At 37.7% G+C, this 26,875-nt stretch carries 33 protein-coding genes and 1 pseudogene; 3 read left to right on the top strand and 31 right to left on the bottom strand.

All coding sequences use genetic code 11. From position 1 onward, the window contains the following. Positions 1 to 62 precede the first annotated feature (62 nt). The 3 genes from QQZ16_RS09395 to QQZ16_RS09385 form a co-directional block, all read right to left on the bottom strand. Complete coding sequence (locus tag QQZ16_RS09395) at positions 63 to 686, bottom strand: class I SAM-dependent methyltransferase (RefSeq protein WP_284561308.1); 624 nt, start codon at positions 684 to 686, stop codon at positions 63 to 65. A 112-nt stretch (positions 687 to 798) separates the two neighbouring features. After that, positions 799 to 2,166 carry a sensor histidine kinase gene (locus tag QQZ16_RS09390; RefSeq protein WP_031536879.1) on the bottom strand — a complete coding sequence of 456 codons (1,368 nt, stop codon included), beginning with the start codon at positions 2,164 to 2,166 and terminating at the stop codon, positions 799 to 801. Then, on the bottom strand, positions 2,150 to 2,857 hold the full coding sequence (locus QQZ16_RS09385; RefSeq protein ID WP_109768509.1) for a response regulator transcription factor: 708 nt from the start codon (positions 2,855 to 2,857) through the stop codon (positions 2,150 to 2,152). Before QQZ16_RS09385 ends, QQZ16_RS09390 begins: the two co-directional genes overlap by 17 nt. A 258-nt stretch (positions 2,858 to 3,115) precedes the next feature. Here QQZ16_RS09385 and QQZ16_RS09380 point away from each other — a divergent pair, with 258 nt between their 5' ends. Continuing rightward, a complete protein-coding gene (locus QQZ16_RS09380) occupies positions 3,116 to 3,334 on the top strand; it encodes a glutaredoxin domain-containing protein (RefSeq protein WP_231512534.1) in 219 nt (72 codons plus the stop codon). 139 nt (positions 3,335 to 3,473) lie between these two features. Here the strand turns inward: QQZ16_RS09380 and QQZ16_RS09375 are convergent, their stop codons facing one another. Both QQZ16_RS09375 and QQZ16_RS09370 read right to left on the bottom strand, forming a co-directional pair. Further along, positions 3,474 to 3,863 carry a DUF302 domain-containing protein gene (locus QQZ16_RS09375; RefSeq protein ID WP_031536881.1) on the bottom strand — a complete coding sequence of 130 codons (390 nt, stop codon included), beginning with the start codon at positions 3,861 to 3,863 and terminating at the stop codon, positions 3,474 to 3,476. Positions 3,864 to 4,039: 176 nt separating this feature from the next. Next, positions 4,040 to 4,384, bottom strand: a complete 345-nt coding sequence (locus tag QQZ16_RS09370) for a four-helix bundle copper-binding protein (RefSeq protein ID WP_031536882.1) — start codon at positions 4,382 to 4,384, stop codon at positions 4,040 to 4,042. A 241-nt stretch (positions 4,385 to 4,625) separates the two neighbouring features. Here QQZ16_RS09370 and QQZ16_RS09365 point away from each other — a divergent pair, with 241 nt between their 5' ends. Both QQZ16_RS09365 and QQZ16_RS09360 read left to right on the top strand, forming a co-directional pair. After that, the gene (locus QQZ16_RS09365) at positions 4,626 to 5,942 is read left to right on the top strand and encodes an MFS transporter (protein ID WP_031536883.1); all 1,317 of its coding nucleotides are present in this window, start codon (positions 4,626 to 4,628) and stop codon (positions 5,940 to 5,942) included. A 21-nt stretch (positions 5,943 to 5,963) separates the two neighbouring features. Further along, a complete protein-coding gene (locus QQZ16_RS09360) occupies positions 5,964 to 6,671 on the top strand; it encodes a hypothetical protein (protein WP_035416319.1) in 708 nt (235 codons plus the stop codon). An 81-nt stretch (positions 6,672 to 6,752) separates the two neighbouring features. Here the strand turns inward: QQZ16_RS09360 and QQZ16_RS09355 are convergent, their stop codons facing one another. The 26 genes and pseudogenes from QQZ16_RS09355 to QQZ16_RS09230 all read right to left on the bottom strand — a co-directional run bounded on the left by QQZ16_RS09355 (position 6,753) and on the right by QQZ16_RS09230 (position 26,822). Beyond that, positions 6,753 to 8,081, bottom strand: a complete 1,329-nt coding sequence (locus QQZ16_RS09355) for a recombinase family protein (protein ID WP_035416321.1) — start codon at positions 8,079 to 8,081, stop codon at positions 6,753 to 6,755. Continuing rightward, positions 8,026 to 9,309: a recombinase family protein gene (locus QQZ16_RS09350; protein ID WP_035416322.1), complete on the bottom strand. Its 1,284-nt coding sequence runs from the start codon at positions 9,307 to 9,309 to the stop codon at positions 8,026 to 8,028. Before QQZ16_RS09350 ends, QQZ16_RS09355 begins: the two co-directional genes overlap by 56 nt. A gap of 77 nt (positions 9,310 to 9,386) precedes the next feature. Further along, positions 9,387 to 10,265 carry an N-acetylmuramoyl-L-alanine amidase gene (locus QQZ16_RS09345; RefSeq protein ID WP_446715452.1) on the bottom strand — a complete coding sequence of 293 codons (879 nt, stop codon included), beginning with the start codon at positions 10,263 to 10,265 and terminating at the stop codon, positions 9,387 to 9,389. A 101-nt stretch (positions 10,266 to 10,366) separates the two neighbouring features. After that, positions 10,367 to 10,780, bottom strand: coding sequence for a phage holin family protein (locus QQZ16_RS09340; protein WP_031536888.1), 414 nt, complete (start codon positions 10,778 to 10,780; stop codon positions 10,367 to 10,369). Between the two features lie 126 nt (positions 10,781 to 10,906). After that, the gene (gene merA, locus QQZ16_RS09335) at positions 10,907 to 12,547 is read right to left on the bottom strand and encodes a mercury(II) reductase (RefSeq protein ID WP_031536889.1); all 1,641 of its coding nucleotides are present in this window, start codon (positions 12,545 to 12,547) and stop codon (positions 10,907 to 10,909) included. A 19-nt stretch (positions 12,548 to 12,566) separates the two neighbouring features. Then, positions 12,567 to 12,731: pseudogene (locus tag QQZ16_RS09330) on the bottom strand (heavy-metal-associated domain-containing protein); the annotation flags it as partial. Positions 12,732 to 12,743: 12 nt separating this feature from the next. Continuing rightward, positions 12,744 to 12,893 (bottom strand): hypothetical protein, encoded by a 150-nt coding sequence (locus QQZ16_RS09325; protein WP_197030875.1) that lies wholly within the window; start codon positions 12,891 to 12,893, stop codon positions 12,744 to 12,746. A 6-nt stretch (positions 12,894 to 12,899) separates the two neighbouring features. After that, positions 12,900 to 13,199, bottom strand: coding sequence for a putative mercuric transport protein (locus QQZ16_RS09320; protein WP_268817806.1), 300 nt, complete (start codon positions 13,197 to 13,199; stop codon positions 12,900 to 12,902). 2 nt (positions 13,200 to 13,201) lie between these two features. Beyond that, positions 13,202 to 13,423, bottom strand: a complete 222-nt coding sequence (gene merF / locus QQZ16_RS09315; protein ID WP_231512535.1) for a mercury resistance system transport protein MerF — start codon at positions 13,421 to 13,423, stop codon at positions 13,202 to 13,204. Further along, a complete protein-coding gene (merR, locus tag QQZ16_RS09310) occupies positions 13,407 to 13,832 on the bottom strand; it encodes an Hg(II)-responsive transcriptional regulator (RefSeq protein ID WP_031536891.1) in 426 nt (141 codons plus the stop codon). The genes merF and merR overlap by 17 nt, the downstream gene beginning before the upstream one ends. Positions 13,833 to 13,911: 79 nt before the next feature. Continuing rightward, complete coding sequence (locus tag QQZ16_RS09305; protein WP_031536892.1) at positions 13,912 to 14,973, bottom strand: hypothetical protein; 1,062 nt, start codon at positions 14,971 to 14,973, stop codon at positions 13,912 to 13,914. Between the two features lie 2 nt (positions 14,974 to 14,975). Then, positions 14,976 to 16,130, bottom strand: a complete 1,155-nt coding sequence (locus tag QQZ16_RS09300; protein WP_031536893.1) for a prophage endopeptidase tail family protein — start codon at positions 16,128 to 16,130, stop codon at positions 14,976 to 14,978. Further along, positions 16,127 to 18,727 carry a phage tail tape measure protein gene (locus tag QQZ16_RS09295; RefSeq protein ID WP_031536894.1) on the bottom strand — a complete coding sequence of 867 codons (2,601 nt, stop codon included), beginning with the start codon at positions 18,725 to 18,727 and terminating at the stop codon, positions 16,127 to 16,129. Before QQZ16_RS09295 ends, QQZ16_RS09300 begins: the two co-directional genes overlap by 4 nt. 57 nt (positions 18,728 to 18,784) lie before the next feature. Beyond that, positions 18,785 to 18,961, bottom strand: a complete 177-nt coding sequence (locus QQZ16_RS09290; protein ID WP_231512536.1) for a hypothetical protein — start codon at positions 18,959 to 18,961, stop codon at positions 18,785 to 18,787. 11 nt (positions 18,962 to 18,972) lie between these two features. Continuing rightward, complete coding sequence (locus QQZ16_RS09285; RefSeq protein ID WP_051640937.1) at positions 18,973 to 19,398, bottom strand: hypothetical protein; 426 nt, start codon at positions 19,396 to 19,398, stop codon at positions 18,973 to 18,975. Positions 19,399 to 19,418: 20 nt separating this feature from the next. Then, entirely contained in the window at positions 19,419 to 20,300 is an 882-nt protein-coding gene (locus QQZ16_RS09280; RefSeq protein ID WP_081836602.1) for a major tail protein, read from the bottom strand. Further along, entirely contained in the window at positions 20,301 to 20,645 is a 345-nt protein-coding gene (locus QQZ16_RS09275) for a hypothetical protein (protein ID WP_031536897.1), read from the bottom strand. After that, positions 20,642 to 21,076: an HK97-gp10 family putative phage morphogenesis protein gene (locus QQZ16_RS09270; RefSeq protein WP_031536898.1), complete on the bottom strand. Its 435-nt coding sequence runs from the start codon at positions 21,074 to 21,076 to the stop codon at positions 20,642 to 20,644. Before QQZ16_RS09270 ends, QQZ16_RS09275 begins: the two co-directional genes overlap by 4 nt. Positions 21,077 to 21,080: 4 nt before the next feature. Continuing rightward, the gene (locus QQZ16_RS09265) at positions 21,081 to 21,416 is read right to left on the bottom strand and encodes a phage head closure protein (RefSeq protein WP_031536899.1); all 336 of its coding nucleotides are present in this window, start codon (positions 21,414 to 21,416) and stop codon (positions 21,081 to 21,083) included. Then, positions 21,413 to 21,724: a head-tail connector protein gene (locus QQZ16_RS09260; protein ID WP_031536900.1), complete on the bottom strand. Its 312-nt coding sequence runs from the start codon at positions 21,722 to 21,724 to the stop codon at positions 21,413 to 21,415. The genes QQZ16_RS09265 and QQZ16_RS09260 overlap by 4 nt, the downstream gene beginning before the upstream one ends. A 14-nt stretch (positions 21,725 to 21,738) precedes the next feature. Continuing rightward, complete coding sequence (locus QQZ16_RS09255; protein ID WP_031536901.1) at positions 21,739 to 21,960, bottom strand: head fiber protein; 222 nt, start codon at positions 21,958 to 21,960, stop codon at positions 21,739 to 21,741. A 10-nt stretch (positions 21,961 to 21,970) separates the two neighbouring features. Beyond that, positions 21,971 to 23,164, bottom strand: a complete 1,194-nt coding sequence (locus QQZ16_RS09250; protein ID WP_031536902.1) for a phage major capsid protein — start codon at positions 23,162 to 23,164, stop codon at positions 21,971 to 21,973. Positions 23,165 to 23,177: 13 nt separating this feature from the next. After that, positions 23,178 to 23,858, bottom strand: coding sequence for a head maturation protease, ClpP-related (locus QQZ16_RS09245; protein ID WP_031536903.1), 681 nt, complete (start codon positions 23,856 to 23,858; stop codon positions 23,178 to 23,180). Positions 23,859 to 23,861: 3 nt separating this feature from the next. Further along, positions 23,862 to 25,079 (bottom strand): phage portal protein, encoded by a 1,218-nt coding sequence (locus tag QQZ16_RS09240; protein WP_081836603.1) that lies wholly within the window; start codon positions 25,077 to 25,079, stop codon positions 23,862 to 23,864. A 78-nt stretch (positions 25,080 to 25,157) separates the two neighbouring features. After that, a complete protein-coding gene (gene darG / locus QQZ16_RS09235; protein WP_031536905.1) occupies positions 25,158 to 26,195 on the bottom strand; it encodes a type II toxin-antitoxin system antitoxin DNA ADP-ribosyl glycohydrolase DarG in 1,038 nt (345 codons plus the stop codon). 33 nt (positions 26,196 to 26,228) lie between these two features. Beyond that, positions 26,229 to 26,822: a DarT ssDNA thymidine ADP-ribosyltransferase family protein gene (locus QQZ16_RS09230; RefSeq protein WP_031536906.1), complete on the bottom strand. Its 594-nt coding sequence runs from the start codon at positions 26,820 to 26,822 to the stop codon at positions 26,229 to 26,231. Positions 26,823 to 26,875 lie beyond the last annotated feature (53 nt).

Raw genomic sequence — 26,875 nt, 5'->3', positions numbered from 1 at the left:
TCTGTTGTAAACTGATTCATAGGGAAGACCTCTTTTCTAGGATTGGTTGTGGTGACTTAATTCTACCAAGAGAAGGTCTTCCTTTTTACATGGAAATTTTCATTTACACAAAATATTTTATACTCTCGTTCAATTAGTAAACCTGCCTTATTAATATTATTTAATGTTCTTCGGTTAATATTCGCTCCCCACATGCTAACCGTAATAGGATTTAATAGATCCATCATTTTTCCTACTACTTCATTCTCACTTCTCATATGTTCTAACAGAATAATTTCCCCATCCGGTTTACAGACTCTGCCCATTTCTTTAAGTCCTTTTACAGGGTCAGGCACAGAACAATAAACACAAGTGGCTACGACATAATCAAAAGTATTGTCTGGAAATTCCATTTGCTGCGCATCCATTTCCGGTAGAGATATTTGATAGGGTAGAGTTAGAGTCTGTGCCTTTTTCCTTGCATGCTTTAACATACCTGGACTAAAATCTATACCTGTCAAATAAATGTCGGTAGGATAAAACGGAAGATTCGCACCGGTACCTACCCCTACTTCTAAAACATTTCCTTTTACATTTTTGAGCACATCTTTTCTCCAGCTCTCCTTTATCATTTTATCCATGGAATCGTATATCCTTGATACCCGATTGTAACGATTCTTGATCTTTTCAGTTAATCTCTTTTCCACGTTAAATCTCTCCCAAAAATATATTGGATTAAATTAGCTTATCAAATATAAAACACTGAAAATAGTGAGTGAACATACAATAGTATTAAATCTAACGGCATTTGGCCTTACCTTACTTCTTTGGTAATTGTACTTCTACAGTTGTACCAACATTTGATTGACTCTCTATCTTTATTTTTCCTTGATGCGCTTCTACAAAAGCCTTTACAATCGACAACCCAATTCCAACTCCACCTGTTTTTCGATCGCGTGATTTATCACCTCGATAGAACCTTTCAAATAGAAATGGAAGATCATCTTCACTAATTCCTTCACCTTCATCTTTTACTATGAAAGAAATTTGATCATTTTTTTCTTCTATATAAACAGAAACTCTTTTCCCTGGCGGTGTATATTGCAGGGCATTATTAACGATATTGGTTAAAATTTGAATAACTTTATCACGATCACCACTAAACCAATGTTGTTCTTCGGTATTTTGTACTTCTAAATCAACTCCTTTTTTCATAAACAATGGATTGAATTGCTCTTTTATGAAGGACAATAGTTTGCCGGTTTCGAGCCTTGTTTTATCTAATCTAATCTGAGGATTTTCAGCTGCAATTAATTTTTCTAGTTCATTTACTAGCCTAACCAGGCGCATTAGTTCTTCATGACATTGCTCTAATCTCTTTGAATCTGGTTCCCATATCCCATCTTGAAAAGCTTCAATATGACTCCTTAGCGTTGCAAGTGGTGTCCTAAGTTCATGAGCAAAATTAGCTGTAAACTCCTTTCGTAGCGTTTCTTCTTTTGCTAAGGATTCTGCAAGCTGATTAAACGACTCTCCTAAAGGTCTCATTTCATCCGTTAATTCTTTAACCTGAATTCTTGTTCTCCATTGATGATTACGTAACTCTGCAATCGCATTTATTAACTTTTTAAAACCTGACGTTAAACGATTTGAAAATAATAAACTAAATAAAATCGATAAAATAACAGTAACCAATACAGCAATGAGAATATTTCTTTTTATTGATTTCAAAAAGATAAAATCCTCACCCATTAATTGTTCTGGGTAAAACACGGTCAAATTCCCGATGACTTCATTATTATTTTTTAATTGGTATGAAGTTGACTGATAGTCATTAGGGTCTATTGAGGATTGCGTCCCATTCATCATTCCCATCATTGAGCGCAAAGATGTTGAATCAATTAATATTTCACCGTTACTATCATAAAGTTTAAAGTATAAGTTCTCTGTCATTGCCTGCTGATGTAGCATATTATTTAATTCTTCGTTTGTTAACTCACCCGTCTCATCATATTGTTGAAGTACTTCCTTTTTAATCGTCTCGATACGTTCTTCTCTATTTTTTTGGAGATAATCAGTAAATTGATTTTCTACGCCAAAAAAGATAGTGAAACTAGTGATAAAAACGCCACTTAAAGAGACCACTAAAAGATATAACAATATCCTTGTCCTAAGTGTTAGATTCATCCTTTTCTCCTCCAAACTTATACCCCATTCCAAATACAGTAATGATAAACTCAGGGTGGCGAGTATCAGTTTCCATTTTTTTGCGCAAGTTTTTTATATGTGTATCAATATTTCTTTCGTATCCCTCGAAATAAGCGCCGTCTTCTTGTAACTTTTCTAATAAATCAGCCCTACTGTACACTCTCCCTGGATAGCTTGCCATCGTAATTAAAATCCTATATTCATTTGGAGTAAGAGCAAGAATCTCATCATTCAGCCTTACTTCCTTTTTAACATGATCAATCTTAAGTTTATGATGGTTAAAACTCATTTGGTTATCGTTTACCATCTGCTGTGTTCTTCTTAATAAAGCTTTTACTCTCACAACCACTTCTCTTGGACTAAATGGTTTTGTCACATAGTCATCTGCACCAATGACAATCCCATTAATTAAATCATCTTCAGCAGACTTAGCGGTAAGCATGATAATCGGTACATTACTATCCTTTCTTACCAACCTACATATCTCCTCACCGGAAATATCCGGTAACATCAAATCTAATATGATAAGATCCGGACTCTGTTCTTTTACCTTTTTTAAAGCGTCAATTCCATTTGAAGCGAAAAGAACTTCCCATCCTTCTTTTTCAAAATAAGCTTCTAATACTTCTAGTATTACTTTTTCATCATCAACCACAAGAATTTTCGTCATAAAAATCACCTCTTATATGCATAATAGCATCTTCTTTATTAAAAAAAATAATCTCCATAACTTCCACATAACTTTATCATATGAATTGATTACAAAGTTTTTATAATGAAAAGGAAACTGCTTGTCATTATAAATTATTGTTTTTTGATTACTCCCTTACCGATTGGTATACTTGATCCATAGTTAGGAGGTGTTGTACCAATGAGTGATTTAACTGTAACAGTATATACACGCCCCACCTGAACAGATTGTCAAGCATTGAAAGAGTTTCTTTCATCTCAACATATTCATTATACCGATATCGACTTAACTCAAAACCTTGAAAAGGAAGAGGAGTTAAAGAAAAAAACAGGAAGCAAAATTGTACCAGGAATTATTATTAGTAAGCCTAGATTTTGGGGATTCTCAAAAAAAGAAAAATATTTTATCGGATTCGAACAAAATGAATCAGAAATAAGAAAAATTTTAAATGTTTAGTGGTGAATGGCAAGATAATGAGGATTTTGACCCTTATGACAACAAAGTTATTTTCAGTCCGTGCTTATTACAAAAAGCAGGAGACACCTCCCATTAAAAGTTTGGTGTCTCCTGCTTTTTGACCTAATATTTTTTTTCTTCAACTAACAGCTTTCTTAATTGAAATTATAAGACGTTCTTCAATTTCTTCTGCAATATCATATAAATCTTTATTCTCCGTAAGACCAATAAGTAAACTAGGTTTTGGCATTCCAACTTTTGTTTTTCCATTCTCTTCATAAACCACAATTTTACAAGGTAAAAAGTATCCTACCAGTTTATTAACATTTAGCACTCGGTTCGCCTCTTGAGGATTACATACTTCTAATACTCTATAGGGGGTATTAAAGTCCATCCCTTTCTCTTGTAATTTTGCAGTAAGATCAAAGTCCCAAAGAACACCAAATTTATCTTCCATAAGAGTGTCCTTAAGTCTGTTAACAACTTCATTTATTCCCTTAGAGGTCTCTACAGTAAACTCAAATGACATTGATAGGCCCTCCTCACTCTCGCTTTTAAAGAGCTTTTCTTTTATCATCTATATTATTTGGTTAAATTAGTTGAGCTTTCCCAGCACAGCACCTTTGAGACTTAAAGATATAACAACTTTACAAGACAATAAAAAGGAGCTAATTCCAATAAGGTTTAGCTCCTTTTTATGTGATTTTAAGAAGCCATATTTCTACAAGCTTCTGCACACTCACGACAAATCTTAGCACATTCTTGGCAGTGAGCATCTTGAAACTTTTCGCATTCAGAAGCGCATGCCTCACAAATATCAGCGCAAAGCTGACAATGTTGTTTAGAGAATGAGCTATTTCTGGCCATATATGCTACTGCCTGAAAACAAATCTCTGCACAATCGTTTAACATTTGAAGACATGTTATTCTAGCTTGTACATCTTGTTCTTGTAAACAAGCTGTTGTACATTCCTCACAAGCCCTTGCACATTTTACACATAACTCAATACAGTTGTCCATGTTAGTTGGTGACGCTGATAATACTCCCATCCTAAAACCTCCAATTATGTTTAGTCAAAGTTATTATCTTGTTTTTTTTAGTTATTTATACAAATAAATACTTCTACCTCATATAGAAATTAAAATAAAGATTATTTATATTCTTCTTGTATTTGGATATCTTAAGAATGCACTGGCCTTTTATCAATGATAAATAAATTACAGCATTTATTTTAATACTTTGAACACACTCTAAATATCCATTCCCGCTTCTTTTGGAAAGGAGAATTAAATGATAAATTTGAGTTCCATTGAAAAGCCTATGATTGTCCTTTTGCTAGGTGTATTATTATCTCACTTAGGAACATATATGGTCATTCCCATTTTACCTATTATGTTAAATGATTCAATTGGATTAAGCTTTTCAACAGTTGGTTTCGTGTTGGCAGCATACGCTATATCATTCCAATTTGGGAGTTTATTTGGCGGTTTTTTAGCTGACAGAATTGGGCGTCGCACTATTATTGGATTAGGTGCTCTGATAGGTGGCATTGGTTTTATTGGATTAGGTATTTTCCCATCATATATTCCTGTTTTGATTTCTACTGTTATTGCAGGTTTTGGTAATGGGCTAAATGCTCCTTCTACAAAAGCAGCCATAGCTGCCCTTGCTTCAAAAGGAAATGAAACAACAGCTTTTTCACTTAGAGGAATATCCGCTAATATTGGAACAGCTGTTGCTGGTCTGATAGTTTTTTTTCTAGTAAGTGGCTCCCCAACTATCATCTTTTGGATTGCAGGAATAATCTACGGTATCATTGCTATTAAAAGTTGGTTTTTGCTGCCAAAAAAATGTGGCGATGCTCCGTGCCCAGTTATCCCGTCAGGTGCTTACAAGGAAGTATTTAAGCATAAACCTTTTGTTATTTTTGGGATTTTGAGCATCTTCATATGGGCACTTTATGCCCAATTATCAATTGCATTACCGTTACGAGCAACAGAGATTTTAGCACAACCTAGCAATGTTGCTCTCATATGGACAATAAAAAGTGTTACAGTCATCCTACTCCAAACATGGATTACGAAAAAAATCATTAGCCGCATCCACCCCTTTGTAACTCTGTCGATTGGTTTACTATTAATTGGGATTGGTGTAGGCTCGTTGTTTTGGGCTAACTCCTTTTATCACCTGATTATAAGTGGAACAATCTTTGTTATGGGAGAAATGCTGATATTACCAACTATGGATAGTACGATATCTCAACTCTCTAAAGCTGGCTTAATTGGTTTATTTTTTGGCCTTGCAAACGTACTATCTGGGTTAGGTGAAGCTGCTGGCAATTTTGTAGGAGGACGACTACTTGAAATCGGACAAGACATACAATACTTACCATGGCTTATTTATGGGGTAACGGGAGTATTATTATTTTTTATCACACTTGGTTTGATGAAGTATAAAACACTACAATCATCACTAACTGAAGCAGCACAAAAAGAGACGCGGCCTAAACAAGCTCCACATGTCAACCCTGGTCCAAATAATCACTTAAATCACCCATATCATGATTGGGTAGAGGATATTTTTTTTCGTAAAAGAAAGAGTACTTAATTTTAGAGGAGGTACTTGTCAATGGAAATACATCACAATCATCATGACTCAACACTGCATCATAGTCCTACTGTAGAAAAAAGCGATATTGACGTTTCTGTTTCTTTCGATAATGGCTTATTCAATATTCATCTTGATGACTCAGAAGGAAATGCACCAATATTAATGGAAAGCCACGGAAAGTTTATGCATTTGATAATCATTAGCGATGATTTTCAAGAATTCTACCACGTTCATCCAACGAAAGTGGATGAATCTAATTTTAATGCAGAAATATCACTAAATGAAAATAAAGGCTATAAAGCATTTGTCGATATATCAGTAAAAGATAAAAATTATTTGATTAAACCCCTGACTGTTTCTACCATTGACACCCACCAATTGGTAACCTTAGAACTTGACAAAAATCGTACAAAGAAAATTAATGGGAAGAGCATCGAATTGAAACACAGTGATTTTATAACCGGTAAAAAAGTTGATTTAGAATTTTTATTTCAAGAAGGCATAGTACCAGATCCTTACTTAGGTGCTTTAGGTCATGTTGTTATCATTGATAAAAACATTCAGCAGTTTATCCATGTTCATCCAAAATCGGAACACGAAACAATATTTGAAACTCAGTTCGATAAGGCAGGGATATACAAATTATGGGGAGAGTTTAAATTTGGAGACAGTATAATAACATTCCCTTTTGTGTTCGAGGTTAAAGGTAATACTAATTATCATTAAAGATATAAACCAGAAGGGCTTAATATCAAATCTCTTCTGGTTTTATTTATTATATATGAATGAACTTGATAACTTCATTAACTATTCAATTTCACATTCAACTTCTGTTCCATCCAGCAAAGTCACAATAATTTTTTTTCCTTTAAACACCGTCATCTTTTCAACTAGCTTAAAGTATAAATCTATATCAAACTCTGTTATTGTTAAACCTTTCTTAAAAAGTTCAATAAACTGTTCTGTTTTATATTTTTTTAGAAGCTCGTCGCTACCTTGCTGTCTCCACTTATTTATAAAGTGATCTTTATTTTCTAGTATGGCGTTAAATACATTTATAAAGGCTTGGTATAAAGTTCTATCATCTATATGCTTATTCTCACAGCTCTTTTCACCTTTAATGGTGTATTTTTTGTTGCATCTCCATATTTTTCTTCGAAGGCTTTCGTTTGTAGAGTTCCAAACCTTTCTGCCAAATGGGCTACCGCAATGGCCACATAAAACTCTTCCTGCAAAAGGATTATCAATCGTCGCATAATCGACTTTTACAATCCCGTGTTTCTCTGCAAAGGATCGCCTTCTCTCCATTTCTAGCTGAACCGCTTCCCACATTTCCTTGTCAATGATCGTGGGGTGATTGTCTTCCACATAATATCGTGGAACTTGACCGGTGTTCTCAACTCTTTTCTTGGTTAAATAGTCAACTGTGTAGGTTTTTTGAAGAAGGGCGTCGCCTTTATACTTTTCATTACTCAACATCTTTCTGATACTGCCTTCATACCATTTGGCTGTTCCGTTCCAGTTTGGAACACGCTCTTCCTCAAGCTCTCTAGCAATTCGATTGGGCCCTTTCCCATCAAGGTAGTCTTTAAATATCCTTCTAACAATCTTGGCTTGTGGCTCGTTAATGATCAAATTGCCATCTTCATCTTTGTCATACCCTAGAAATTTTGTATGGTTGATGGCGACTTTTCCCTGCTCAAATCGTCGCCTGATTCCCCAGGTAGAGTTCTCCGAAATAGATCTACTCTCGTCTTGGGCTAGGCTGGAAAGGATACTTAATAATACTTCACCCTTCGCTTCTAATGTGTTTATGTTCTCTTTCTCGAAAATAACGCCAATTCCTAAATCCTTTAACTGCCTCACGAAATTCAAACAGTCTAAAGTATTTCTTGCAAATCGTGATATAGATTTTGTGATGATCATGTCTATCTTTCGAGCCTTGCAATCTTCAATCATTTTGTTGAACTGCTCGCGCTTTTTCGTATTGGTTCCTGAAATCCCTTCATCTGCATAAATTCCTGCCATTTCATAATCAGGGTGGTTTGAAATGTAGGTTGTATAATAATCAACTTGTGCCTCATAACTTGATAACTGTTCTAATTGGTCGGTTGACACTCGGCAGTAGGCTGCCATTTTCTTTTTCTGGGGTTCGAACTGTTCTGAACTGATCTGGATGTTTGTGCTTGCTGGTATAACGGTAATGTTTTTTGCCATTCCTCAAGACCTCCTGTACAAGCGTTTCTTCTTTTATATTGAGCTCTCCAACAACTTCATCGTCAATCTTTGTTCCTAGACAGGCTTTTTTTCCATTCTTAATGTAGTTGCTGCATTGCCAGACTACTTTTTTGCATGGAAGTTTGCTGTTCCAAGTCCTGCGTTTCAAAGTTGCCCCACACTTTCCACATAAAAGCATTCCTGTTAGCGGATATCTATTTTGATACTTGCTTTTATCCCCTGTATTCCCCTTGGCTTTTGCTCGGGCTTTCATTTCTGTTTGAACCCTATCCCATGTTTCATTTGAAATAATCGGTGGGTGATTCTTTTCGATATAATAACTTTCAACTTTTCCATTATTTCTGACGGTGCCTTGCTTTAAATGATCGGGTGTATAATATTTCTGGAGAATGGCATCCCCCTTGTACTTTTCATTTTTTAGTATGTTTAAGATTGTACTCTCTTGCCAAATCCCCCCAGCAACAGTTGGTATCCCTTCTGCATTTAATTCCTTGGCAATCGTGAATGCTCCTTTGCCCTCCAAGTATTGATCAAATATCCGTTTGATAATTTCTGCTTCATCCTCATTAATAACTAAATTCCTTTGTTCATCTTTGTCGTAGCCGAGAAACCGATTTGTGTTTATCATCAGTTCGCCTCGTTCAAACTTCTTTTTTATTCTCCATTTCACATTTTCACTAATGTTCTTGCTTTCTTCTTGGGCAAAAGATGAGAGGACGGTAAGCATTAACTCTCCGTCCCCTGATAATGTATTGATATTCTCTTTTTCAAATCGCACTTCAACGCCTAGGTCTTTGAGTTCCCTGACCCTTTGAAGAACCACTGTTGTGTTTCTTGCAAATCTTGAAATGGATTTTGTGATGATTAAATCAATCCCACCTTGTTTTGCGAGTTCTATCATCTTTTTGAATTCTGGGCGTTTGTCAGTAGTCCCGCTAATACCTCGATCTGCAAACACTCCCACAAATTCAAACTCCGGGTTTGTTCCAATCAATCTTTCATAATAATTAATCTGGTTTTCTAAAGATTCACCTTGCTTTTCATGATCAGTTGATACCCTAGCATAAGCACATACTTTTTTCTTTGTATCTTTCACAATGGTTGGTTCTATAATTCTAACTCGCAATGAAGGCCCTCCTTTCTATCAATTTGGTACTACCATATATCACTCTAAAGGCCTTAAAAATCAAGTTAATAGAACCATTATTCGAATTTAATAAAGCCATCAAATCCCGCTGCTTTTAGCTTTTTAAGTATCGCCTCTGCATTGTTTTTCTTAGAAAAGGCGCCCACCTGTACTCGATAATACTTATTTGCCTTTGACGGTTTTTCTGTTTTAGTAGATGAATTAATTAGCGTTAGCGCATCCTTATCAATCCAACTCATGATTCCAGTAGATTCTTTGCCATTGTTTTTACCTATGGTTTTTCCTAGTAGAACACAAGTCTTTCCACCTCTAATGACTGGTTTTCCATTTGAAACAATCTGGGTCACTTTGTGATATGGACCTGTTTTTACCCAAGATGGAATGGTTGCTCCACCGGGGTAATACTTAGTTGTTGATGATTTTACTTCCACTACATCACCAACCTTAATGCTAGACGATGTTTCCGGATCAGTATTTGACTCATTTAATGCTGACTTAACCGCTGCACGAAAAGTATTCATATTCTCACCATGCTTAGGGAACCAATGCATGATATCCGAATGGTTACTCGCAATCCCCTTCTCGTGTCCTTCTGAATGACAAATGATATCTCGTTCAGTGAGATCATAGGTTTTACACAATTGAACACAAAGTTGAACCGCATTTTGCCATGCTTTTCTAAAGTAGCTCTCATTCTTTTTGACGTCATAGCCAACCATCGCGGATCCTTTACCATAAGAAAATCCACCTGGTTCACAAATTTCAATTCCGATATGCGTGTTGTTTGCCCTGCCGCCAGAGTGCCATCCCCGGTGATTCCAGGGTAGGTACTGCCAAACTTCTTTATCATCAACAAAGGCATGAACTGCAACTTGCCTACTCGTTTCGCCCGCTTGGTATGATTTATTCCATCGACTAAACCAACCCGCAGCCATAACACCAGGGGTTGCTGTGGAATGAATCATAATCCCTTGAGGTGAAATCTTCCTTCCCGCTTTATAACAATCATTTTTGGTCATAAATCTAGTATTTAGTTTCATCCCTTATCCCCTCCCTTTTTCCCTTTCAGCTGGGCCAATATATCTTTGAGTTTTTCAGGAATAGGTAACCCAATTCTTGAGGCATTTTCGATAATGCTGATCCCCTCATTTGAAAGATAAAAAAAGATAACCGCTGTGCGTATAGCACTACCGTCACCAATAATTTTGCTATCTATAATATGAGCCACTCCAACTAGGAAAAAAATCAACACCTTCTTAAAAATTCCTTTTGCTCCAATTTCACTAGAAAGATGTTTTTCTATAATCGCACTCATAATACCGGTAATATAATCAATCACTACAAATGCTATAAGTGCATACAAAAATCCATCAAAACCACCAAGAGCCCACCCAAACCAACCACCTACTGTAACAACTACAACTTGCATATATGTCCACAACTCTTTCATTCTCAAATTCCCTCCCGACTTTTAAGTAAAATAAAAAAGAACACATCCCAAATTAAAGGTAATGTGCTCAATAAAACATTCATTTTTTATATGAATAAAAGATGTTCTCTCATTTGCCAAATACACTTACCCAGCACAACAAGATAATTTCGATACGTCTTTATCAAACGTTAGTGCTGCTAATTTTAATCCTTCTGCCATCGTTAAATAAGGGGCAAGGCTCTCTTTTAAATCTTCAACTGTCAACCCAAATTTAACAGCTAGTGTTGCTGCATAGATGACATCCCCAGCATTTTCAGAAACGATATGAACGCCGAGTACTTTCAACGTTTTTGCGTCAGCAACAAGCTTAAAAACTCCCGTTGTTTCCCTGTTCACAATGGCTCTTGGAACGGCATCTAAAGGCAATACAGATGTTTTAACTTCATAGCCCTTTTCCTTTGCTTGCGCTTCTGTTAAACCGACTGTAGCAATAGAAGGGTTCGTAAAAGTAACACCTGGTACTACAGATAAATCTAGCTTTTTATTTAATCCGCCAATTGCATGATCTGCAACAATTCCACCTTCATAAGCTGCAACATAAACAAATTGAGGGCCTAAGGTTACATCTCCTGCTGCATAAATCTTTTCATTACTAGTCTGAGCAAATTCATTTATTAGGACTTCTTTCCGTTTACCTACTTCAACACCGGCGTCTTTCAAATTTAGCGACTCTGTATTTGGCTTTCTACCAGTAGCAATAAGTAACTGTTCAGACTCAATCACTTTTTTCTTTCCAGCGACCGTGACATGGACCTTCTTAATATCTCCTTCTTGTTCCACATGATCAAAAGTTGCTCCTTTTACAAGGTTAATCCCCTGCTCTAATAATGCTTTTTCTACTTCTTCTGAAATCTCGGGGTCGTATTCTTTTAAAAGACGCTCGCTTCTTTGCATCAGCGTCACTTCCGAACCTAAGTTGTGAAACAATTGCCCAAGTTCCATTCCAATATATCCAGATCCAATAACCGTTAACCGCTTAGGAACTTTCTTTAATTCAAGTAATGTGGTGCTTGTTAAATAGTCCACCTGTTCAAGACCTGAAATTGGCGGTAACGATGGAGATGCTCCCGTTGCTATTAAAAAGCGTTTTGCTGATAACTTTTGACCATTCACTTCAAGCGTATTTTCATCAACAAACTTCGCTTCACCCTCAATTAAATCAAACCCGTATTCATCGATTAAATCTACATATTTTTGATTCCTCAGCTCACTAACCAATTCATTCTTTTGTTTAATTAAAGGAGCTAATTCCACTTCTCCTGCAGATGTTTGCAGTCCTGTAAATGGGTTAACTTTTGCCACGTGGTTGATTTCCCCTGCTCGAAGGAGGGTTTTTGATGGAACACAACCGATATTTACACATGTTCCTCCAACTGTGCCTCGTTCAACCATTCCAACTCTGGCCCCGTATTCGATTGCTTTAATTGCAGCAGAAAAAGCCGCTCCTCCTGAACCAATGATTAGTAAGTCGTAATCTCCTTCAATCCCTAATCTTACCTCTTCTTGCGATGAAACTTCCTTTATTTCTCCAGGCTGATATTTTGCTTCATCAACTGCCTTTTTAGCTGTTTCAACATCGACGTTGTCCGGAAGCTCAAATACAGCTTCACCTCGGCGGAAATTTACCTCAATGTTTTTAGCACCTGCATTTTCTAAAGCAACGGAAACATGTTCTTCACACCCTGTACAAGTCATTCCTTCAATGTTTAATTTGAATTTTTTCACGTCTTAGCCTCCTCCTGTTTTATTTTTCCTCGCTTCTTATTTCATAACCTAAATCTATGATGACTTTTTTCACTTCTTCTAAACTAATTTTAGATGGATCATAAGTAAGTGTTGTTTTTCCTGTTCCTTCAACCTCAATATGTTGAACACCCTCTTTATTAGAAACGGTGGACCTCACCGTAAAAGCACAGGATGCTCAGGTAAAACCATCTATATGAAATGAGACCGTTTCAAGGGATTCTGATTGGGCTTCTTCCAATGTAACATTGCTGTCATTAGTCGTATTTCCACAGCCCGAAATGATTAAAACCCATCCAATAATGAATACATAGATAACTGGTTTCATTGTGCCCTAAACCCCCTGACTAAATAATGTATAGAGAAGTAAAACTCCAGAAATAACGGTACTTATCCATAACAACTTTTCTGTTTTCTTTGATCGTTTATTTTGTTTCCATACAAGTATGTGAGCGACAGCTAGCATCATTATTGTGATTATAATAAACCACATTCTATAAGGCGCAAAAGCTACCGCAAGTGTTCCAGCTAAACCACTTAGACCAAGTGGTATTAAAATCGCTAAGCCAATTCAACAAAAACTTGCTAAAAAGGCTGTAAACATAGAAGCAACTGCAACAAATCTCCCTTTCATCCTTACGTCTCCTTTTTTGATTGTTCAAATTTTGAATAAGAATAATAAATTAACCCAAGAAATACAACTAACACTGGGATTAATATATAATCTAGGTACCCTGTCATAGCCCCAAGTCCAACAGCACCTAGTAAAATGACCAATATAGGTGTTGCGCAACATAAAAGCACAATGAGCGTTCCAACTATACCCGCGAAAAAGGTCTTTTTATGTTTCACTTTCATCACTTTCCCTTTTTCCATCTATTAGTACTTCAATAATGGGACATGCATGTAATTCTTTTTCATCAGGACAACACTTTTTTAAATTCTTTAACATCTCTTCTATTCGTTTTAAATCTTCAATTTGTCTTTTTACTTCTATCTCTTTTTTTGAAACAAATTCAAACATATCTCGGCAACGCACTTCATCTTTATCTACAACACCTAGTAGTTTATAAACTTCATTTAATGAGAAACCAAGATCTTGCATTCGTTTAATAAACCCTACTCGTTTCACTTCATCTTCTGAATAAATCCGGTAACCAGCATTTGTTCGAGTGGATTCTTGTAATAAATCTTTCCGTTCATAATATCGAATGGTTTCTTTATTTACACCACATTTCTTTGCAAATTCACCTATCTGGTAGCTCATCTCATTCACCTCACTTAAGATTATAAACCGTGTACCATAGTACACAGTCAAGTACCAGTGTGAACTTTTTCTTTTAAATTTAATACTGCGCATAATAAACATATCCACTGGCCTTCACATAAAAACCATCCCCAGGAACATAAATAGCACCACCAAAGGTATCATATGTGGATGTAGTAAATCCCGGTTGTTCCACGCCTTCCCATGTCAATCCATCAACTGATACATAAAGCATACTTTCTTTAAAGATTGCATATTTTCCCCAATCCGCCATCCAGATGATATTCTGCGGATTAGCAATGTTATTATTGGCTAAGTCACCAACATGAGAGAGATTCGTTTCAGTAATCTCGGTAGCACTGTCATTCATCACACACAGTTTTACGTCATAGATCCCATTCACATAACGGTACTTCATTACAAACAACTTGTCATTAACAGACCGGATAAACATATAGGATGTTTCATTTAAGTCTTCAGGAATGGTTGTGTTCCATGAACCTGGAGTTGCTGAACTAGCAATGGCAATTGACTTGTCCCCACCTACTATCCCGACAAAGTTTCCTTTGTGAGTAGTCATGTATTTAAAGAATGGAACCGAAGAACCATCAGAACCGACTAAAGTCCAGGCTGTTCGTTCTAATAGAGAATCAAAACTATAGTACAAAGGAGACTTGTAATACCACCAACTAACAACCCCTGAACCTCTATCCATATCATAAGCACCCGTTGTCATCGCATTTTGGGCATTTTGACAGTAACCACTATTGTTCCAAGTAATACCGTCAAAAGAAGAGATGATGTTGGCATATCCGGTTATCTTGGCTATGAATACACCACCACCCGAATAAAGGATTTCAGGTTCACCATAGTTCCACCAAGATACATCTGACAATGTCCATTGACGAGTCGTCTTATTGTAATAGGACATGTACGGTGTTTTTGCATGATAAACAGCAATCTGTGCATTTCCGTTATCATAAACATTTATTTGCTTTTCACTATTATATTGAGTGTAGCCAAAGCTACTATACGTTTTCTTTGTCCAATTCAAGGTGGGAATAGGAAGAACGAGGCCACCCCTGCCACCAAAGGCAGTCCAGATGGCTAATGTATTATTAAAATTTCGATCGTAGCTCACCCTTACCCCACCACCTTATCAATTGCCGTAATTCTTCCACTGCTATCTGTCGTGTAATTATAGCTTGCTGTCTCTCCATCTACATAGGTGACATCAAATTTTGCAGCATCTACCGTTAATGTAGAAACTTCCTTTAATAACAATTCTGAGAAAATGTCTTCTAAAGTAATACTTGTAATCCGTCCACTGGTGTCAGTGGTGTAGCTGTATTGTGCATGATACTGTTGTGTATCGCCCTTTTCTACTTCATAAGTTACGTTAATAAAACTAGTATCTATTGAAAGGCTTTTAACAATCGTATAGGAAACTCCTAAATCATTTACTTGAATCTGAAGGCCATCAACTGAACTACCGACCTGTGTTATAGATGTTTCAACTGAATTCATTGAACTTTTAATTTGATAAAATGTATCAGAAATACTTGGCCGGTAACGTCCCACTTCTACTCGAACGTCATAGCGATAGAAAGGGTTATATTCCAAAGATATAATTCTAGTCTGCACATCAATTCCAAGTGGCCTAAACACAATGTGCACATTATCTCCAACTGATAGGCTTAAGAGTTTAAAGAAGGAAATATGATATGAAGATGCATTTTCCCTTGAATCATGGGAAACCGAAACATCTGTAACGTTTTTGGTGTCCATTACCAACTTGTATTCACTGCTTCCACGATGACTTTTAATGTTAATTTGATAACCATCGTACTCGATTTCTCCACCCAAGATGGCTATGTACTGCATAAGAGCAGACCTTCTTGTCACCTCTTGGTTGATCTTCATGGTACAACTTTCGGTAAACTCTACAATCCCAGCTGAAAAAGGAGTTCCTGATAATAGCTGGGTCAAACCAGCAGCCGGATCTCCTGTAAAATCAAACGTATCAATTTTATAAATATCATCATTTAAGATGTACGATACATGCTCACAAGTTACCGAACAAACCGGTAGACTTCCTTGCAGTGACTTTGTTATTTGTACGATTTCAAAATACTGATCATTTATTTTGGCTAACTGTTTCGTCTTTAAAGCGAGGGCAGATTTGGCAAGCACCGTAAACGATAGTGTAAATTCCCCCTCAATTGTTTCTCGCAAATTGGCGGACATCACTTTTCGAATGGTCTGTATTAACGTGTTTCCTGCAAAAACTTCTATCATGACCCCGCAACTCCTAAATTCCTCACCGTTACAGTATTTTGATTCCACTGTAGCTGAGCTATAATCCGAGTTAAAACTGTTCCATCAATGGTAAGTGGAATCGTAACATCTAATAAAGAGCCATTAGCTCCATTAGCTGAGGCATTGATTTGACTGTTTAAATCCATGTCAAAATCGGTTGGAATAGCTCCTTCCATATCTTTTTCCACACCTCTCATGGCATCGGTGAAACCAACACCAATTCCAGCACCCATGTTTTCACCGATTCCAGCAAATACTTTTGAAGGAGAGTGAATGCCAAGAACACCCTTTACATTGCTCACAATTCCACCAACAAAGTTACTCACTTTATCTCTTATCCACCCAATCATTGAAGAAATTCCATTCCAGAGTCCTCGAACAATATTTACTCCTATTTCACCTATCGAATAGACCGCTTTTCCAAGACCAACTAAAAGTGCAGAAACAATCTGTGGTAATTGAGCCACTAATTGTGGAACAGCTCGAATAAGCCCCGCTGCTAATTGAATAATTAACTTAATCCCCATCTCTACAATCTTAGGTAGGTTCCCTGTAATAAAATTAATGATTGTTGAAATTATGGTTGGAAGGGCTTCTATTAAACTAGGTAATGCATTTAATAACCCGATTGCTAAACCTTCAATAATTTTAAAAGCTGCATCTAATACCATATCGAGATTATCTATGAGTGTTTGAACAATTAAAATCACCGCTTGAACAATCGATGGAATGAGGTTCGGTAATGCTTCACCAATTCCTGTTGCAAGTGTCACGATCATGGTTAAAGCCGCTTCAATTAATGCTGGAAGGTTGGCAATAATTCCGTCTACTAAAGTTAAAACCAGATAAAGTGCACCCTCTGTGATTTGAGGTAGAGCCTCAATTAACCCTTGAAGCAAGGTCGTTACTATCTGCATAGCTGAATCAATAATTGTTGGGAGGTTTTCAATAATTGCCCCTGCAATAGACATCACAATTTGAAGGCCTAAGGTAACCAATTGAGGTAGCTGTTCAGCGATAATTTCTGTGATGCCAGCAACTGTCTCCCCAATAACCTCTGAAATTTTTTCGAAGTCTCCATCAGCCGCATTAATACCATTTGAAAGATTTGAGAATAAATCCGTTATTCCTGAAGACACTTCACCAACTGCTGGTAAAAACACTCCTTGCAAAGAACGTTTCACACCCTCAATACCATCAGTCAAATTGTCGTACTTCACTTCTGTTATTTGGGCTAAAGCATCACCACTTGCCAGTGTACTATCCTTCATGTTGGCGAGAACAGGTAGTACGTTTGCCTCTAAATCTTCAAATTGAGTACCAAACAACTGCACACCAACAGTATTTTTTAGCAGGGGATCCTCAATTTCCTGGAGTCTTTGAACAACACTGTAAAAAGCATCATTAGCAACTTCGCCACCCTGTGCAAACTTACTGGTCATCTCTTCAGCATCTAGGCCTAAAGCAGTGAAAGCTTCCATGCTTGTTTTGCTTCCATCTTTTGCACGAATATTGAACTCTTTAACTGCATCCCCGACCTTATCAATACTAAATGCTCCGCTTTCAGCACCATTTACTAAACTAGCAATAAACTCATCTGCACTTAATCCAAGTGAAGAATATTGCACAGAGTATTCATTAAGCGTATCTAAAAGATCTCCATTTTTATCTGCACCATTTTGGGCACCTGTCGCAATGATGTTATAGGCTTCCTCTGAGGAAATACCGAAGTTTTTCATCAAAGCACTTGCTGCCCTGGCTGACTCCTGCATTTCAAAGCCAAAGGTGTCCCTTAAAGCAAAACCAGACTCGGTGGCTTTTTCTAATTCTTCGCCCATGAGCCCAGTTATCTTTTTAACTTCTGAAATTCCTCCGGCAACATCTTCCAAGTTTTCACCGAAATTATGTTTGTACACGTTTTGAGCAATCTCACCTAGTTCTTCAAGTTCCGCCCCTGTGGCCCCAGTGGAAGCAGAGATCTGATTAACCGCCATATTGTACTCATCACCAAGCTTAATAAGGCTTGCTCCAGTTGCAACAGCAGCTGTTCCAATAGCAGTTACGGCTGCACCTATCGTCACTCCGATTCCCTTTAGTACTCCTCCTACTTTTTCGAAGCGGTTAGCTGCATCTTCTGTTTGCTTTGCTGCATTTTCTACTTCATCAGCAAACTCTCCTACTTCACCTTCTGCATCATTAGCACTATCACCCATTTCATCAATCGATTGATTAGTTTTATCTAATTCCCGCTCCATTTTTATTAAGTCGGACTTGGCGTTATTAAGTTGAATTTGCCAGTTTTGAGTTCGCTTATCGGTTTCCCCAAAGGAGTCTGCAGCATTTTTCAAAGCTTTTTCTAAGGTACCGATTTTGTCTTTCTGTGCATCTACTTTTTTGTTTAACACATCACTTCTAGCGGTTAGTGCCTCCATCGATTGATCCTGTTTATCAAACTGTGAAGTTACTAGATTCATCTCACTGCCTAATACTTTAAAACTTCGATTAATGTCTCTTAATGCATTTTTAAATTGTTTCTCACCTTCAACACCAATCTTGACCCCAAAGTTATCTGTCACGATTCCACCTCCTTCCCTCAAAACATAAAAAGACACCCATACGCTGAGTGCCTTCTTCTATATTCCAATTGGTATTGCATCATCAATAAATACATCTTTCCTTGGTTTTGCTATTCCGTTAAACTGCTTGTGGCACTCCCATAAGTCCATCAAGTATCCTAGAGGCATTAACCACACTTCATCTTCGCTACGGTTTAATAATGCCGTTCCATAATAAATAAGTCGGATAAACAACTCTTCATCGCTTACCCGACTACCACGTTTTTTGATGGTTCACTCTCAATATGTCTTTTGGTACCTTTCATCATGCTAGCCATAATAGCATTCTTATACTCTGCTAATTCAAAAGGAGTGGTCAATAGTTCGATTTCTTCTTCCGTTAACAGCTCTTTCTTTGCATCTCGATTCTTTAAGTTATGAATCAGAATCGATTGATTCGCCAACAAAGTAATTAACCAAACTACCTCATCTAAAGCCAATTCAAAGTCCTTTGTATTCATCAATTTATTCCCGAGATTTTCAAGCCCGCCATACCGCTTCGCAATTCCCTTGGTAGCCTTAGTAGTCAAAATCAACTTATATTCTTGGCCACCGATTTCGATCACAGCACTTCGTTCATCAGCTGCAGGATCTATCTCTAAAGGTTTAGCTTCTATCTTTTCATATCCCATTTGTCATCATCCTCCTCTGCTTAAGATACCGTGACCATCGCCACTGTCGTCGTAACATCAGGTGCACCCGTTGAGCTTAGCGTACAGTAATAGTAGTATGTTCCAGCAAGAAGGTCTGTTGGAATATCAAAGCTAGCAGATGTTTCACCGTTGATAACCGTTCCACCAGTCGTGCTATCCACTGTATTTTCATACCATTGATATGTCACTGGATAGCTAGTATTCGTTTCAGCTACCACTGATAGACTTCCTGAAATACTACCTTCCGTTACATTTGTTAAATCAGCTGGCTGGGTAGTAACCGTGATCGTTGGTGTAATTGGTGTAAAATCTGGCTCGTACACAGTACTAAACCAGTTGGTAATAGTATCTTGTGCAACGCCATTATCACCTTCTGTGACCTCAGCTTTCCAAGGATGTTTGCTTTCCGCATCTAACTTATTTCGTCTAAAAACGGTGCCTTCTATGGTGGGATTACTAAAGGTAATCGAATCGCCTTTTGTTGCAAGACTCGTTGTAGGAATACTAAAAATAACACGATATAGCCAAAAATAGCGGTACTTTCCATTCGACTTTTTCGCACGAAAGCCAATTGCAACTGGGTTCCCTCCATCTTCACTTCTTGATACAACAACATTGTTGCTATCAATCTTTGAACCTGTTAAATCCTGCGCCACGATTGAACCAATATCATCAATCCCAAGGCTTAATGTTCCACTCTTAAATTCCTTTACCACTTCAGATGCGCCATCATCGGCATATAGAATTGCTTCTATTAGCTCAACACTTAATTCAGCTGTCATGGCTTTAGCTAGTATTTTAGGTGTTCCATAGCTTTCAACACCATTTGTATCTTCGGTGATTTGGGCATAATATAATTGGTCAAGTCCTATTGTCGCCAACTAAATCCCCTCCATTTCATATTCTTTCATTATGTCAATTGCGTAATGGTGATATTTTGTATCATTCTCAAAACCGATATATTGTCGATCTGTAATCGTTATTTCTCCTGATAAAATTGCTCTAGTCAGTTGTTCCTTAAGAGCTAAATAATTTTTCTTTGAAAATAAGGATAATCTTACTTCAGCGATAACCGTATGCGCTTGGTTATCCGCATAGAATTCTAATCTATCTGCCATAGGTGTAATGACTACATATTCATCAGGTGGTTTTCCAGAGAACACACCTGTTTCAATCGGGATGCCGATGGGCTCTAGTAAGCTATTTAGTTCATTTAATAAGCTCATAGTTTTCCAATCTCCTTCCCCAACGCTTTCTCCATTGCTTCAATACATGCTTTTCTTGTAGCCGACTTTGTTGGTTTTAACCAAGGTTTAGGCGGTTGACCTGATTTTCCATATTCCAAAACAGCTGCTTTTAAAGCATTTGATACGCCTTTACTATCTTTGGTGGTTGGAACCCCAACACGCAGATTCCAGTTACCCTTATGATCCAAAGTAGGCTTTGTTGTTTCTAAGGATTGGACCAGTTCTCCTGTAGATTCAGAAGGTTCCTTTGTCCCTTCTCCAATCCTAGCAGTTAAATTGCTTTTTGCTTTCTTAATAACAGGATCTGCCCCAGCTTGTAAGACTCTTGGTGCAATATTGTCAAATTGGTTATTGAGCTTAGATAGCTTTTCTAAAAATTCATCCGGCATTTTAAATGTAGCCCTAGCCATCCTATCACCCCTTTGACCCAACAGTTTTCTCAGCCAACACTTCTACATACATCCCTCTTTCCTTCAGGTCTTCAACACTCAATATGTTGTATTTCTCGTTTTGGCAATTAATCTTCATTTCTGTTGTGACCCGAAAGCTTCGAGGTTTTCTAAAACGAAAAAGCGATGTAGCAGATGAAAAACTTGCTCGACTCTTCCATGCTTCGTTCCCATGTCTATCTTCTTTATAAGCACGTAAGGAAGCTATAACAGTATCTTCTTCAGTGGCAAAACCTTCCCCATCTTTCATAATCCTAGTTTCAACAATGTCTATTAGAGTTCTCATTTTCCCAAAACTCATATGACCACATCCCTGTTTAACCGTAGAAGCATATTCACTACATGCCATACTTGCTGACTGGCCTCTACTTTATCTGCAAAAAAGCCACCAGTACTACCATCCCGACTTTCATAAAAGTGAGACGATAGCATGATGACTGCTTGTTCGGTCGTTGGATGCATAGGGTTTTCTTTATAATAACCATCTGGCTTCTTTTGATAGCTTTCTGCATAGGAAATAGCAGCAGTGATGAAGCCAGAAAGCAGAACATCGTCTTCATTATGATTTAAAATAAGGTTCTGTTTTACCTTTGATAGCAATTCCTCCATCACCACTTACCTCCCTATACAGATTTCATTAGCCCCGCTGCTTTCAGCTTTGCTAGTAGAGCATTAAAGTCAGTAACTAGCCCAGCTACATCTGCAGCAGTACTATCTGCTTGAAGTGTAGCTGGGCTTAATGGCGTTCCATCAAAAGCTAACTTACCTTCAGGAGTGATATCTAATTCCCCACCGATGACGGTTCGATCTCCACCTTGTTCGGTATAATTTTTTACATTACTCATGAACTACCACCTACGCTTTCTGTTGAAGTACTTTGATTGCTTCAGGAAGAATTAACTTTCCATCCACCCGCTGTGTTGCCTTAAATCCAACTTGTCCTGTTGCAGCATACAATTCATTTAATCTTTGGAAAGAACGCCCTTGTCGATCAGCTACCCAATAGTACCCGAAGTCACCAAAAGCAATCGACTTAGCACCCGCTGCAACAGTTGGCACATAAGCTGAGGTTTTCACCGGGCGATTTAAAATCGTATCAGGTTGTCCTGCTTGGACTGAAGGCTGCCATAAATATTGACCACTTCCGTCTTTTAACTTACGAAGTAATTTGACTGTTGCATCATTCATGACAAAGACGGCCTTTTTACGGTAAGGCGATTTTAATGAATAAAATAAATCCATAATCTCATCGACTGAAACAGCGGTTGCTGAAGTGGCTGTAACTCCTAGCTCTGCTCCACCCGTTGCATTAAAAATGCCAGTCGGTTTTCCGGTACCATCTCCAACAAAGAAAGCTTCTTCTTCTCTGGCACCAATCCGTCTGGCAAATTCTTTTGAAATATATGATTCAAGATTAAATACACTGTCATTTAAAAGTTCTTCAGAAACTTTAATCATGGTGGCAAGCTTATAAGCCCCAATGGAAACCTGGCCAAAGCTATCATCTGATTCTGGAATCAATCCTTCCTCATCTACCCATGAAGCAGTTCCTTTTGAAGCAACTACAGGAATTTTCCGATCGCCTGATGAAGTCGTAATGACCTTGGCTAATGAACGGAAGATATTTTCTTCTTCCAGGGATTGAATAAGTGTTCTTTCAAACTCGTCTGGAGCAAGGTAGCCACCTTCTGAATCCGTTCCAACCTGGAGAGCATTCTTTACATCATAATTACTTTTGTTTCGCATCACTTTCCAGAACGATTCTCTGTAGTCATCCGTAGCTCGTCCTGTTTTTTGCCCTTCAACACCCGTTGGTTTTGATGTAATTGGCTGGTTAACCGGCTTGGATAGTTCTAGGTCAATGGCCTGTTGTCGTTCCAATCGGTCGATTTCCTTACCAAGATTAACAACTTCTGTTTCCATCTTCTCATAAGTAGAAGTATCTTCAGCGGAAAGGATCCCGTCTTCTCCTCTTTTAGAATCAAGAAATGCTTTCGTCTGCTCCCATACTTTTGCTCGTTTTTCACGTAGTTCTAATACTTTACTCATCCAAATCTCCTCCTTAAAATTTCAAGAGGTCTAGCCTCTTGTCCAATATGGTGATGTCTGTCCCTGCTTTCTTTTGTGGCAGTTTGTGTAAAAAGGAATTTACCACCGCCATCTTGTTGTAAATAATCCCTTCATCCGAAGAGTCTTGCTCACTCTCGTTTTGGAACATGATCTCATCAGCAAAACCCAGCTCTACTGCTTTTCTAGAATTAAACCAACTTTCATCATCCATCATGTGCGAGAGCTTGGTCCTTGAAAGACCTGTCTTCAGTTCATAAGCATTGATAATACTTTCTTTTACCTCACTCAGCATCTGGATCGCCTTTTTCATTTCAGCTGTATCGCCAAATGCAATGGTCATCGGATTATGGATCATCATCATGGATACAGGTGACATATGAACTTCCCCACCTGCCATCGCAATGACTGAGGCAGCACTAGCAGCTATTCCATCAATCTTTACGGTTACATCTCCTTTGTAATCCATAAGCATGTTATAAATTTGACTCGCTGCAAAAACGTCGCCACCTGGTGAATTAATCCAAACGGTGATATTCCCACCATCATTGTTTAGCTCTGACTTAAACTGTTTTGGAGTCACTTCATCACCAAACCATGTTTCTTCGGCAATGACTCCATCAAGATAGAGCGTCCTGCCATCTTCGTTTTTTACCCAATTCCAAAACTTCTTCACGGTTTATCCCTCCTTGTACTTTTCTGTCCAAGCTCCTGCCTTTGACATATCAACGAAGTTTCCGTTAACTAAATATTTATCTCCGCCTTGTTCTTCAGGTATCAGGTTCATCTCTTCTAGCTCTCGGATGTCATTCGCTGACATTACTCCGTTTTGTCGCATGATTTGATAAAACTGTGCTCTTGATCCTGCATCTCCTCGGAGTCTTCCATTCAGATTAAATTTGATAAAGTACTCTTTCTTATCCGTTTCACTTAGCAATGCCTTTTTCATGGACTGCTCGATTCTTGTAACCCAAGGCATGATCGTATTATCTATGAAACTAATAGACTGGTGTTCAATATTACTGAAGGTTGCTTTATCCAAATTGGCTACAAGATGAGGTGGAACACGAAAGATTCTACAAATCTCCTCTGTTTGAAACTTCCTTGTTTCCAAAAACTGTGCTTGTTCAGGTGGAATGCCGATGCTTTGAAATTTCATCCCTTCTTCAAGGACGGCAATACGATGAGCATTGCCACTTCCTTGATAAACTGCATTCCAGCTCTCTCTGATTTTCGCCGGATCCTTGACCACACCTGGATGTTCTAAAACACCACCGGGATTTGCTCCGTTAGCGAAGAACCTGGCCCCATATTCCTCAGTTGCAAGGGCCATTCCAATCGCATTTTTAGCCATAGCAATCGGTGAGTATCCAACAAGACCATCAAAGCCAAGCCCAGGAATATGAAGCACTTCCTCGCCTCGCAGGATGACTGAACCTGTGTCTTTTCGGTATTCATAATAAAGCTCACCAGTTGAAGTTCTATCTACCGTCATTCGGTCAGGAAGCAAAGGGTAAAGAGAAAGCACATTCCCTCTGCCGTCCCGGATAATCTGCGCATACGCATTTCCCCATAATAAAAGATGACTCATCAGTGTTTCTCTAAACACGAACGAAGTCATCTCGGCATTTGGCTCATCATGGAGCTTATAATATAAATTGTTTTCTACTGCTTTTTCTTTTCCATTATCAGTGTATCTGTATAGATGAATTGGGAGACTTGCAATCGTTTCTGCTAGAATTCTCACACAAGCATAAACTGCAGTGGTCTGCATCGCAGTTCTTTCATTGACTGTTTTCCCACTAGTTGTCCCACCAAAGAAAAAGCTGTAGGTGCTACCTAAAAGGCTATTCTTAGGACCGTCTCTTGATTGAAATAGACTTGATAAAATCGGAATTCTTATAGTGTCCACCTCCTAAAAAAGTGCATAAAAAATAGCACCCCAATGTGTGAGATGCTACGAAATTATAGGTATTTAGCTATGAATAGTTCGGCTTTGGCTTAGCGTATAGCCCATTAACGTTTTTTCAATAATATCCGTTTCAAATAACTTTTCAATTCCATTGACAATTTCTTCTTCAGAAAACCTATTTGCCTTATCTTCTGACCAACGCTTAAACTCATCAACAATTTCTTCCTGAGATAATTCCTCTTTCTCTTTCAATAGATAGGTAATGGTCGATAAGCATTCTAATTCATGGTTAGAAGGTAAAGTGTTAACATATTCTGCCGCTTTTTCAATAAAAGGCTCTAGGGATCCTAATTTTAATTCTACTTGACCGCTCACAATTTTATTATAGAGAATTCCATATGCCTCTTCGGTATTCTTTACGCCATGGTATTTCTGAAACTCTTTAATATTCCTGCTGATGATGGCAATCGAATTATCGTATGGACCGTATTTATGTCTATTAAAATTAAAATAATTTTCCTTAGAAAAAACATCCATATAGAAAGCTGTTTTTTGAAGTCGTAACGTATCAAATTTATTAAGGTGATGTTTGATATTCATTAATACAAGTGCTGATAGGCTTAAATTAGGTTCTGCCTTCGGTTGTGCTACATAATTTTTGGATGGTTCGTAAATAAAAATTTGGACCGTCTCATCCACTGCTGTTAGCTTCTCTTCAATCAGTTTCTTTACCTCGCTCCAAACAAGTCCTCCATTCCCACTTCCTAAAGGTGGTATGGCAATCGATTGAATTCCTAACTTTTCAATTAATGGTACGAGCTCATCCAGTCCTTTTTCTACATATTCCATCTTGGACTTTGCTCTCCATTTATTTTTAGTCGGAAAATTCACTATAATCTTACCGTCTTCCTTATAATAGTGAAGCTTTCCAATCTGTAGTTCACCTGTCTTACAGGCCTTGACATAATCTTTATTGTTCTCCGGGAATTTCAATTTAAACTGATAAGCAATTCCTTTTCCCATATACCCTTCGCAGTTGACAGTATTAACAAGCGCTTCAGCTGAAGAACTTAACAAATCACCCGTTGTATAAATAATCACGTTTTCACCTCACTTTCTTTAAATAGATATTCATCATAGCCAGGGGCCTAAATCAACGTATGGTGGCTTCTTCGTAATCCCTTTAGACACTAGCTTATCTTGTACAATTGCTCGCGTCTTTTCATTTTTTACATATATACAATGAAATACACCTGCAGGTACCCTTAAATTTGTCAGGCATTCTGCCATTTTTACACTCTTTGTATAACGGTCTTCTGTACCTGGTGTGTGCATCGTTTCCCAATCGATGGTTTCAAAGCCTTCTTCGTATTCATATAATTGGTATGTCTCTTCGTTATTTAAGGGATGGCGTGGCAGTATTTTAAAATTATTATATTTAGCATTTTCCCTTGAAATGCAAATGTAAATGAATTCTTCATCTGCATATGTGTTTTTTACTGCAACATCAAATGAAGAATAAGGATGAAAATGAAAAGGTATATATTCATCTAGTCCAAGTTTTGTACGCTTAGAAATAATTTCTTGGTCTGCGACATCAAAAAAGCGAACATCATTATCTTCAACTAATTTTCTGGAAACTAAACCGTGTTCCAATATGGAGTCTAAGTTAGACAATCTCGTCAAATGATATAAGAGTTTGCTCGTTTTTATATTCCCTATCGCCATGTTTACATTCCACCTTATTATAATACTGCTAATATAGCAAGCCGTGACTTTTA

Origin of the sequence: Bacillus sp. T2.9-1 (assembly GCF_950097965.1) — a bacterium.
Taxonomy (GTDB): domain Bacteria; phylum Bacillota; class Bacilli; order Bacillales; family Cytobacillaceae; genus Niallia; species Niallia hominis.
The sequence above is the reverse complement of the archived record's forward strand: the minus strand, read 5'-3'. Positions and strand labels throughout refer to the sequence as shown.

Bases quoted from the DNA above. Each gene is read 5' to 3' on its own strand.
- QQZ16_RS09375 (WP_031536881.1), bottom strand. From the start codon at position 3,863: ATGTCATTTGAGTTTACTGTAGAGACCTCTAAGGGAATAAATGAAGTT.
- QQZ16_RS09300 (WP_031536893.1), bottom strand. From the start codon at position 16,130: ATGATAGAAGTTTTTGCAGGAAACACGTTAATACAGACCATTCGAAAA.
- QQZ16_RS09265 (WP_031536899.1), bottom strand. From the start codon at position 21,416: ATGAGTTTTGGGAAAATGAGAACTCTAATAGACATTGTTGAAACTAGG.
- QQZ16_RS09340 (WP_031536888.1), bottom strand. From the start codon at position 10,780: ATGAAAGAGTTGTGGACATATATGCAAGTTGTAGTTGTTACAGTAGGT.
- QQZ16_RS09360 (WP_035416319.1), top strand. From the start codon at position 5,964: ATGGAAATACATCACAATCATCATGACTCAACACTGCATCATAGTCCT.
- QQZ16_RS09345 (WP_446715452.1), bottom strand. From the start codon at position 10,265: ATGGCTGCGGGTTGGTTTAGTCGATGGAATAAATCATACCAAGCGGGC.
- QQZ16_RS09260 (WP_031536900.1), bottom strand. From the start codon at position 21,724: ATGGAGGAATTGCTATCAAAGGTAAAACAGAACCTTATTTTAAATCAT.
- QQZ16_RS09390 (WP_031536879.1), bottom strand. From the start codon at position 2,166: ATGAATCTAACACTTAGGACAAGGATATTGTTATATCTTTTAGTGGTC.
- QQZ16_RS09385 (WP_109768509.1), bottom strand. From the start codon at position 2,857: ATGACGAAAATTCTTGTGGTTGATGATGAAAAAGTAATACTAGAAGTA.
- QQZ16_RS09275 (WP_031536897.1), bottom strand. From the start codon at position 20,645: ATGAGCTTATTAAATGAACTAAATAGCTTACTAGAGCCCATCGGCATC.
- QQZ16_RS09355 (WP_035416321.1), bottom strand. From the start codon at position 8,081: ATGGCAGCCTACTGCCGAGTGTCAACCGACCAATTAGAACAGTTATCA.
- QQZ16_RS09370 (WP_031536882.1), bottom strand. From the start codon at position 4,384: ATGGGAGTATTATCAGCGTCACCAACTAACATGGACAACTGTATTGAG.
- QQZ16_RS09325 (WP_197030875.1), bottom strand. From the start codon at position 12,893: ATGAAACCAGTTATCTATGTATTCATTATTGGATGGGTTTTAATCATT.
- QQZ16_RS09285 (WP_051640937.1), bottom strand. From the start codon at position 19,398: ATGGGATATGAAAAGATAGAAGCTAAACCTTTAGAGATAGATCCTGCA.
- merR (WP_031536891.1), bottom strand. From the start codon at position 13,832: ATGAGCTACCAGATAGGTGAATTTGCAAAGAAATGTGGTGTAAATAAA.
- QQZ16_RS09365 (WP_031536883.1), top strand. From the start codon at position 4,626: ATGATAAATTTGAGTTCCATTGAAAAGCCTATGATTGTCCTTTTGCTA.
- QQZ16_RS09230 (WP_031536906.1), bottom strand. From the start codon at position 26,822: ATGGCGATAGGGAATATAAAAACGAGCAAACTCTTATATCATTTGACG.
- QQZ16_RS09250 (WP_031536902.1), bottom strand. From the start codon at position 23,164: ATGAGTAAAGTATTAGAACTACGTGAAAAACGAGCAAAAGTATGGGAG.
- QQZ16_RS09270 (WP_031536898.1), bottom strand. From the start codon at position 21,076: ATGGCTAGGGCTACATTTAAAATGCCGGATGAATTTTTAGAAAAGCTA.
- QQZ16_RS09255 (WP_031536901.1), bottom strand. From the start codon at position 21,960: ATGAGTAATGTAAAAAATTATACCGAACAAGGTGGAGATCGAACCGTC.
- merF (WP_231512535.1), bottom strand. From the start codon at position 13,423: ATGAAAGTGAAACATAAAAAGACCTTTTTCGCGGGTATAGTTGGAACG.